Annotated in this window: 8 protein-coding genes; 7 read left to right on the top strand and 1 reads right to left on the bottom strand. The window is 31.8% G+C overall.

Annotated features, from left to right (window positions below; all coding sequences use genetic code 11):
- The first annotated feature begins 301 nt into the window (after positions 1 to 301).
- The 7 genes from AVL50_RS32785 to AVL50_RS17650 all read left to right on the top strand — a co-directional run bounded on the left by AVL50_RS32785 (position 302) and on the right by AVL50_RS17650 (position 7,070).
- Positions 302 to 439: a tyrosine-type recombinase/integrase gene (locus tag AVL50_RS32785; RefSeq protein WP_082795893.1), complete on the top strand. Its 138-nt coding sequence runs from the start codon at positions 302 to 304 to the stop codon at positions 437 to 439.
- A gap of 182 nt (positions 440 to 621) precedes the next feature.
- Complete coding sequence (locus AVL50_RS17675) at positions 622 to 1,629, top strand: hypothetical protein (RefSeq protein ID WP_062617821.1); 1,008 nt, start codon at positions 622 to 624, stop codon at positions 1,627 to 1,629.
- A 384-nt stretch (positions 1,630 to 2,013) separates the two neighbouring features.
- A complete protein-coding gene (locus AVL50_RS17670) occupies positions 2,014 to 2,472 on the top strand; it encodes a DUF695 domain-containing protein (protein WP_062617820.1) in 459 nt (152 codons plus the stop codon).
- An 89-nt stretch (positions 2,473 to 2,561) separates the two neighbouring features.
- The gene (locus tag AVL50_RS17665) at positions 2,562 to 3,572 is read left to right on the top strand and encodes a hypothetical protein (protein WP_157491393.1); all 1,011 of its coding nucleotides are present in this window, start codon (positions 2,562 to 2,564) and stop codon (positions 3,570 to 3,572) included.
- 168 nt (positions 3,573 to 3,740) lie between these two features.
- Positions 3,741 to 4,478 (top strand): SDR family oxidoreductase, encoded by a 738-nt coding sequence (locus tag AVL50_RS17660; protein ID WP_062617818.1) that lies wholly within the window; start codon positions 3,741 to 3,743, stop codon positions 4,476 to 4,478.
- A 466-nt stretch (positions 4,479 to 4,944) separates the two neighbouring features.
- Positions 4,945 to 5,817, top strand: coding sequence for a hypothetical protein (locus AVL50_RS17655; protein WP_062617817.1), 873 nt, complete (start codon positions 4,945 to 4,947; stop codon positions 5,815 to 5,817).
- 488 nt (positions 5,818 to 6,305) lie between these two features.
- On the top strand, positions 6,306 to 7,070 hold the full coding sequence (locus AVL50_RS17650) for a hypothetical protein (RefSeq protein ID WP_062617816.1): 765 nt from the start codon (positions 6,306 to 6,308) through the stop codon (positions 7,068 to 7,070).
- A 95-nt stretch (positions 7,071 to 7,165) separates the two neighbouring features.
- On the opposite strand, the gene ltrA is transcribed toward AVL50_RS17650, so the two are convergent.
- The coding region (ltrA, locus tag AVL50_RS17645; protein WP_253764261.1) for a group II intron reverse transcriptase/maturase at positions 7,166 to 8,454 on the bottom strand (1,289 nt) is incomplete at its 5' end.

The raw sequence follows: 8,454 nt of genomic DNA, 5'->3' as shown, positions 1-8,454 counted from the left end.
TTTTTATTAAAATTCATCTCAACTCGTCTATTCCCACTCAATTCACTCCACAATTTTTCACAAGACTCCCTCTTCAGGGATTTTTTTATGCCCAAATTTTCCGAAGTCAAACACAAATTCAACAATTACTTGAACTTGAAAGGATAATTTGCATTTGCTCACGAATTGATTTGAAAAAAATATTTTTTGAATGCCAATCAATTCAAGAAAAACTCTTTAAATGAACAGATCTAAGCCATAAGTAACCTATTTTATATTTTTCCAAGCGTCGAAAGAATATTTTTTCATGTGATCTTGGTAAGTGACAATAAGAAGTTTTTTTGCAACTCATTTATTAGAGAATGGTGTAGATCTTAGATCTGTACAATCCCTTTTAGGTCATAACTCTGCAATGACTACACAGATATATACTCATTTGATATACAGAATAGTAAGTTAAATAAAACATCCACTTGATAATTTGTAATATATATTAGAATTGTGATGCTTCGGGTTTGAATATTTAAAGTTGTTTACTACCTTACTTCAAGTAAACTATTTTACTAACGGATAAACGTCATGGTGTATTAAAAAAATAATGTGACATAATGGTGTTTATCAAATGTTGTGTACAATTAGAACATGAATAAACTACTAAAGCTAGATATAAAGGTTCCTTCTGAACAAGTTGGTTCAAGTAAATATGCTATTCAGCTAGAAATAACAAACCTAGGTGATAAAAAAATCTATTTGGAAGATATCGATCCAGATATAATTCCTGGAGTTATTTTGTCTAAGAATCAATCTGATTCCTTATCGGAACTAGATGAGCTTGAGTTTGAAAAGAAAGAGGTAGTTGAAGAGTTAGAATTACAACTTGCCCAAGCATACCAGAAGCAGATATTCATAAAGATGGATGTATTTACGAAAATAATTATCATTTATGCTCAAATGCCAGAATTAATAGCTGCTTCCCTAACCAAAAGCAAGCCAAATTTAAATTTCCCCCGATGGGCAAAACAAGCGTTTTCTATTAAAGAATGGGATGATGTTCTCCAGCTTGAAGAAACTATTATGAGTAAAGAAAAAGATGATTCACTTTTAAAAAAAGCCTTCTCAATTAATAAGAGTAAGCTTGAGAAAGTATTAAACAAAGTTTCTAAGGCTCAAACTATTGCATCTACAAGTCTATCTCATTCATATACCCTTAACCCTAAAGAAACCATAAGTATTCCATTCCACTGCCGAGCTCCAAACCTATACAAGGAAAAAGAATTTGATATTCTATTTAATTTGAAATTTCGACTGGAAGAATCAAATAACGTTTTTCATCAATCTTCTACACAGAGGGTCAAGTTTAAAGCTTCTAGTTTTGCTACACCTTTAGGTGCCGCTTTAGGAGGAATATTGGGTTTCTTAATTAGATTCATATTTATTACTAAAGGTAATTGGTTTGATGCTCAATTTTGGACAATATTATTCGGTAGTTTGTTAATTGCGGTCGTATTTGGACTATTTACTAATAGTTCTTCTGAATCAAAAAAAATTATTTCGGTGGAAGGCTTCATCGGAGGAATAATTCTTGGAACAATTGCAGGCTTATTCACAGAAAATATCATAGAATACTTTGAAAAGTTTATTCCAAAATAAAAGTACACAGTCGAGTAAGTTAGGGGAATCTCACCCCTAACTTCTCACAAAACCGTACGTGAACCTCTCAATTCATCTTTCAACAATCTAACAGCAAACTTATTTTTAATAGCAAGTTGAGGGTACTTTTTACTAATGGATATTTACAATATGGCGTATATCCGTTAAATTTTTGAGGGTAAACGCCATTGTGTTTATTCTATGTTATGTGCAATTACTCACAATAAAATGAAAGGTAGAACCAAAATAAAAGAATTAACATAACTAGTAAATAGTGTTTTCTATAATTTATTAGTTTCTAATATTGTAGGAAATTTCATCAAAAAATAATCTAATAGCTATACGGTAAATTATAAAAAAGAGCATTTATAAAATAGAATCATAATGAAAGAATTTCGAGTTATAATACCTGAAGAAAATTACGCAATCTTAGAGTTCAAGCAAGACGAATTACCTGGAATTGCAGTCATAAATAAAAGCTTAAAAGAATTTGAACCTAAAGAAGTTTTTAGTTGGCATTGTTCAATTATGCTTCAATTCAAGAACCTAATTGAAAATGGAATGCCTCATGAATCAGATAGATCTAAGGCAGAAGAATTCGAAGATTGGTTAGATGAAGAAATTAAAGGTGAGAGTAAAGAGAAACCCAATGCTTTATTCTTAGGGAGAATTACTTGGAACGCAACAAGAGAATTAATTTGGAGAGTATATGATCCTGAGAAAACAAACGAATTATTAAATACATTAATTGAAACAAAAGAATACGATTTACCATTTGACTACCGAATTGAATCAGATAATGAATGGAAATTAGCGAAGTGGCATTTAGATAATTGTAAATAAAAAAAATAAAAAGCACATAATAATTAGGGCTTAGTTTGGTCTTCAGACCCAAAAATTAAGCCCTAGTTATTAGCTTTAACTAATAATAAATGGCAAGGTTTATACATATAATATTGTTAACGATAAGTCTTAATCAAATAACCATAGCTAACCCTATAGATAAACTGAATTCCATAAATGATGTTCGGATATTTGTGAAAAATTACGGTATTCAACATACTTCTGAAAAGGAATTTTTCTCTGAAATGACAATTCTTGATAATCCTGATTTCTACAAATATTCTGATTATATTAAAACTGCTGATTCTCTTAAAACTAAACTATGGTATAAAGCTGATTTTGATAGGGATGGTTTGACTGACTTATTTGTTTTGGGTGAAAATCAATCTACTATAAACAGTGTTGCTTTAGTGTTTTTCCCTAAGAAAAATGGAGAAATTATATTTAGGAAAATTGATTTATGGCAATATCAAAGTTGGATTAAAGAAGGTAAAAGATTAAAATTAGTAAACAATAATATATTTCCAAGAATAATAAAAACAGATTCAAGTGATTTATTAGAGTTCAATGTTGCAAGGCTAGACTCGATTAATAGGCAAGAATATGAATTAAGTTCAACGGTTTTAACCTATAAATTTGGAGGTTTTATTGAATATAATAATAACCAAGAAACTTCTAAACCTAAAGTTAGACTTTTAAAGTTTCGTAATTCCTTTAGCTTCCCTCTTTTGGATGCTGAGGAATTTGTATTGAAGGTCAATGATAATGGAGAAGTAAATTGTGAGTTTTTTTATAGCTTCTTTAGGAAAAACTATTCATATTATATTTATAAAAAACAGCTTAAAGGAGACTTAAAAGATAATCTTTTTGGGTTATTGAATTACATTGATTACAATAAGATAAAAGATAAATACTCATGTGTCTATACAGACTTAAATTTTTATTGGGTTACTTTAGATTTTAGTTCTGATGAAACTAGAAAAATTAGTGATTATGGTAGCTCTGGAACACAGTCTTTGCTACGACTTTATGAATTAGTTGAAAATATAATTAGTGAGAATAATTGGGAAAAAGTAGATAAACCTTCAGAAAAAAAATAAGGCAAAAAAGCATTAAGTTAGTAGTAAAATTAGCAGGTTATTGCGTTTAAGCAATCCCGCCACAAATTGAAAAAATTTAAAAGGCTCGTGGCTATTTAGTAGACGGAACGAAAGTTCTTTGAAATGCTTTTTAACTGAGTCGTTATGTGAAATTTCCGATAACCAAAAATGAATAAAATAATATTAGTAACAGGAGGAAATAAAGGTATTGGAAAAGCAATATCTATTCAGTTAGCCGAACAGGGTTATTTTATTTGTATAAACTATAATACAGACAAAGAATCTGCTGATAGTATTATAGATGAAATAATTCTTAAAAAAGGAAAGGCTACTGCTATTCAAGCTGATATATCAATTGAAAAAAGTGTAGTAAAATTGTTTGATGAAATTGACAAGATTAACGGAACTCTAGTTGGATTAATAAATAATGCTGGAATATTGGGTGAACAGTCGACACTTGCTGAAATGTCTTCGCAACGAATTTTAAAAACATTTAGCACTAATGTTATAGGGACATTTTTATGCTCTAAAGAAGCGATTAAAAGAATGTCTACAAAATATAATGGTGATGGTGGTGGGATTGTAAACATATCATCTGGAGCTTCTAAATCAGGTTCTCCTAATGAATATATTGATTACGCTTCAACAAAAGGAGCTATTGATACTTTTACTATTGGTTTAGCTAAAGAATTAGCAACAGAAAATATTCGTGTAAACGCAATCAGACCTGGATTTATTGAAACAGATATGCACAAAATACCAAATAGACTTGAATCTGTAAAAGAAGTAATTCCAATGAAAAGAGTTGGACAACCGGAAGAAATCGCAGATGCTGTTTCTTGGTTACTATCCGATAAAGCAACATATACAACTGGTGCCATAATTGATGTTGCAGGAGGAAAATAAAAAGCACATAGTCGAGTAAGCTAAGGGAATCTCAACCCTAACTTCTCACAAAACCGTACGTAAACCTCTCAATTCATACGGCTCTTGCTATACAGAGTATACTACAAGAAGCTATAACCTATTGACCAATGATAAAGTACCCCCCTTCTGTCTTTAAGACATTGAACGGAAACTGAAACTAAGAAAGTCATCAGTTCAACCGTAAACTGCATTTACTCAAGAATTGATTTTGAAAATTGTTTTTCTGAAGCATTGGCCTAATCTTTTGAAGAAGTCTATTCTTGTTTTGTAATACATAAACATGTAAATTCAATTCATCTTTCAACAATCTAACAGCAAACTTATTTTTAATAGCAAGTTGAGGGTACTTTTTACTAATGGATATTTACAATATGGCTTATATCCGTTAAATTTTTGAGGATAAACGCCATTGTGTTTATTCAAAGTTACCATTAATACAAGTTGAATGGAGTTTTACAAACTAACATACTATCTGATTTTATTTCTGATTGTTAATTCTTGCGAGAATGAGCAACAAGTTCATAACGAAGAAGTCCCCGAAGTCAAGCCAGAAATAGAGATAGCCAAACTAAAATCCGTTGCCAATTCAAATTTTGATAGTACACGGTCAGTTGCTAAAATAGCAAGTGATACACTCATGATAGATCCATATCATTTAGGGCAATTAAGGAACTCTTACAGTGAAGAAACTATAGACTTCAGTAATGAGTTTATTAAAACAAAAACAAAAGAGGCATTTAGTTATGGTGTTCCAGTTATTGAAAATGTAAAAGATTATAAATTTGAGCTCAATAATTTATTTCTTGGCAAACAGGTCGGGGTTATTGGTGGTGAGTATTGGAAAATTGAAATGAATCTTGTTGAGGCAAAACAAAGTATTATAAATCCATTATCAATTCAAGTTAATGGATTTTCAATTGTTAGAGGAAATAAATGCAATTTTAAAGGGGAGATTACAATTGAGTCGATTTTTGAGATAATTGAAAACTTCGATTATGCAGGACAAGGAACTTTACTTTGTAGATATGATTTCTCTGAGGATAAAAATCAAAAATACTCAGGAGTCTTTCACGGAACTTTAGAATGCTCCATTGTGATAAATCATAAAAGTAAAATTGTGCAATTTGACGATGCCTGGGCCGGTGCAGATGGCTATGCAAATAGAACATATGTGGGCTGGTGGCAGGATTATAAAGGAAAAAACAAGAAAAAATGTATTTGGGGAGATGATAGACTACCCTATACGTTTGATTTTGATATTGGGATCGGAGAAATGATTGTTTCAGATAAATATAAAGAAAACGGTTGGCAAGATTAAAACTGATCATCTGTAAAGAACTAATGGTAGTCGAGTAAACTAGGGGAATCTCACCCCTAACTTCTCACAGAACCGTAGGTGAACCTCTCAATTCATACGACTCTTGTAATACAGAGTACTACAAGAAGCCGTAACCTAAGACCAATGATAAAGTACCCCCTCCTTCAGTCTTGAAGACATTAGACGGAAAGTGAAACTAAGAAAGCCGTCTATTCAACCGCAAATTACATTTACTCAGAAATTGAACTGATTTTGAAAATTGTTTTTCTGAAGCATTGACCTAATTTTTTGAAGAAGTCTCTTCTTGTTTTGTAATACATAAAAATGTAAATTCAATTCATCTTTCAACAATCTAATTGCAAACTTATTTTTAATTGGAAGTTGAGAGTACTTATTACTAATGGATATTTACAATATGGCGTATATCCGTTAAATTTTTGAGGGTAAACGCCATTGTGTTTATCCAATGTTACCATTAATCTTAAAGCATGAAAAAATATGTGAGTATATTATTTACTTTAATTATAGTAAGTCTACAATGTTTCGCACAAAATGAAAATTGGGTCGATTTATTAAAAGATAAGGAATCTCCTATTCACGATTATGATATTGACTTTATTCAATATTTATTTTGTGAAAATCCAAAAGATGAATTTAAGAATCAAAAGAAATTTATTTTTTTAAATTCTTTTCATAAAATGTATCAGATTAAAGATGAATCTTTATTTAAAAGTGTTTTTATAAAAAGACCAAACAATAATGAGCTTTTGTCATTGTATCTTAGAAGAAAAATTATCTGGAATACTTCTAATATCAAAACAAAATATGAAGTCGTTAAAAATGAGTTAATGAACTTTCCCGAGAAGAATGAATTATTAGCGTTTTATTATAGTGAAATATTTATTCAAGTTTTAAATAATCAAAGAACATATAATAAAAATAATATTAATTTAGATTACAATGATTTAAAGTTAACTAAAATAGAAGGAGATATTTTGTTTCTTACAGCAATGAGATATTGTGGAAATCAGATTACTTCATATTCAAAAAAAAAAGAAAATTGTTGGAGGGCTCTTGAATTTATTTCCAAACTACCATCATTTGATGGCAAATCTTTTGAAGAATACATAATAGGTGAATTTGATGATTTTCTAATTGATGTCGATAAAAGAGATCCTAAAATAAGTTTTAAAGGGAAATACATGCCGGAATATCACAATGCAATTCAGGGGTATAAAAAATGTCAGAAATAGAAATAATGGTAATCGAGTAGAGCGCCGCTAGGCGATTAGCCTAGCGGAGACCCTCTCACACCACCGTACGTACGGACCTCGTATACGGCGGTTGATTACCGTTCAGCTAATTTCCTGTAAATATCGAGCATAGAAATATATCCTCTTTTCTCCAGTCTCTCTAAGGTAATGGTGGTAATAAGAATAGGACTTTGAGCTACTGCCCATCCGCCTTTCCTCGTTCTGCTCCAAGCATAAGCCTGATCATAAGATATTCCTAAACGCATTAAGTTTTTGCGTTTTCGTTCCACCTTTTTCCAGTGTTGCCAGATGCAGTACCGGAGCCTGTTTCTTACCCATTCATCTACCTTTTTAAGTTTTCGCTTGATGTTTCCCAAACTAAAGTAATTCACCCAACCTCTTTGGATTTCTAAGAGCTTCTTGATGCGTTCATCAAAACTCATGGGAGTAGTTTTTCGAGTTACCTCTTTGAGACTTGTCTTCAACTTTTTCCATGAATCACGTTTAGCAACAAGTTGATATTGTCCTTTTGAACCTTTCTTATAGCTCGATACAAAAGCGTAGCCAAGTACCTCAAAATCTAGAGGACGACGTTTCCCGCTTTTCTCTCGATTGATTGGTAGTTTTAGGATATCCCGTAGAAATACATATACATTATTTCCTACACGTTTTGCCGCTTTTTCGGACTTCACATAAATACTAAAATCATCTGCATACCTCACAAAACGAACACCTCGTTCCATTAGAAAGAGATCCAGTTCATGAAGCAGGATATTAGAAAGAAGTGGACTTAGCGGTCCTCCTTGCGGAACACCTTTTCGCCTTTTCTTCAGTTTTCCTTGAATCATGATCGGCGCTCTTAGGAATTTACGGATCAGTTTCATGGTAGTAGGACATTTGATTCTTTGGTAGATCAATTGCAGTAAAATACTGTGATCCACTTCATCGAAGAAGCTTTTAAGGTCGATATCAATGATATGTTGATAACCCTCGTTAATGTAGGATAACGATGTTTGAAGTGCATCATGAGCACTTTTGTTTGGACGGAAACCAAAGCTGAATGCTGAGAATTCCTTTTCGAAAATAGGAGATAATACTTGGTGCAGTGCCTGCTGAGTGAGACGGTCTTGTACCGTAGGAATCCCCAAAAGACGTGTTTTCCCGTTCGGTTTAGGAATCTCCACACCTTTTATAGGTTGCGGTAGATACTGCCCCGAAAGTAAACTCGTTTTGGTGTCATCCCATGTTTTCTGAAGATGGAAAAAGAGTTGAGCCACCGACATTTTGTCGATTCCTGCACTTCCTCCATTACGGTAAACACGCTGATAAGCACGTTTCATATTTACTTTAGACACTACTTGTTCGATCATTTTACAAAAAAAAT

Origin of the sequence: Flammeovirga sp. SJP92 (assembly GCF_001583495.1) — a bacterium.
Classification (GTDB): domain Bacteria; phylum Bacteroidota; class Bacteroidia; order Cytophagales; family Flammeovirgaceae; genus Flammeovirga.
Note: the sequence above shows the minus strand (reverse complement) of the source record. Positions and strands in the feature narration are given on the sequence as shown.

Bases quoted from the DNA above. Each gene is read 5' to 3' on its own strand.
- AVL50_RS17650 (WP_062617816.1), top strand. From the start codon at position 6,306: ATGAAAAAATATGTGAGTATATTATTTACTTTAATTATAGTAAGTCTA.
- AVL50_RS17675 (WP_062617821.1), top strand. From the start codon at position 622: ATGAATAAACTACTAAAGCTAGATATAAAGGTTCCTTCTGAACAAGTT.
- AVL50_RS17660 (WP_062617818.1), top strand. From the start codon at position 3,741: ATGAATAAAATAATATTAGTAACAGGAGGAAATAAAGGTATTGGAAAA.
- AVL50_RS17665 (WP_157491393.1), top strand. From the start codon at position 2,562: ATGGCAAGGTTTATACATATAATATTGTTAACGATAAGTCTTAATCAA.
- AVL50_RS17655 (WP_062617817.1), top strand. From the start codon at position 4,945: ATGGAGTTTTACAAACTAACATACTATCTGATTTTATTTCTGATTGTT.
- AVL50_RS17670 (WP_062617820.1), top strand. From the start codon at position 2,014: ATGAAAGAATTTCGAGTTATAATACCTGAAGAAAATTACGCAATCTTA.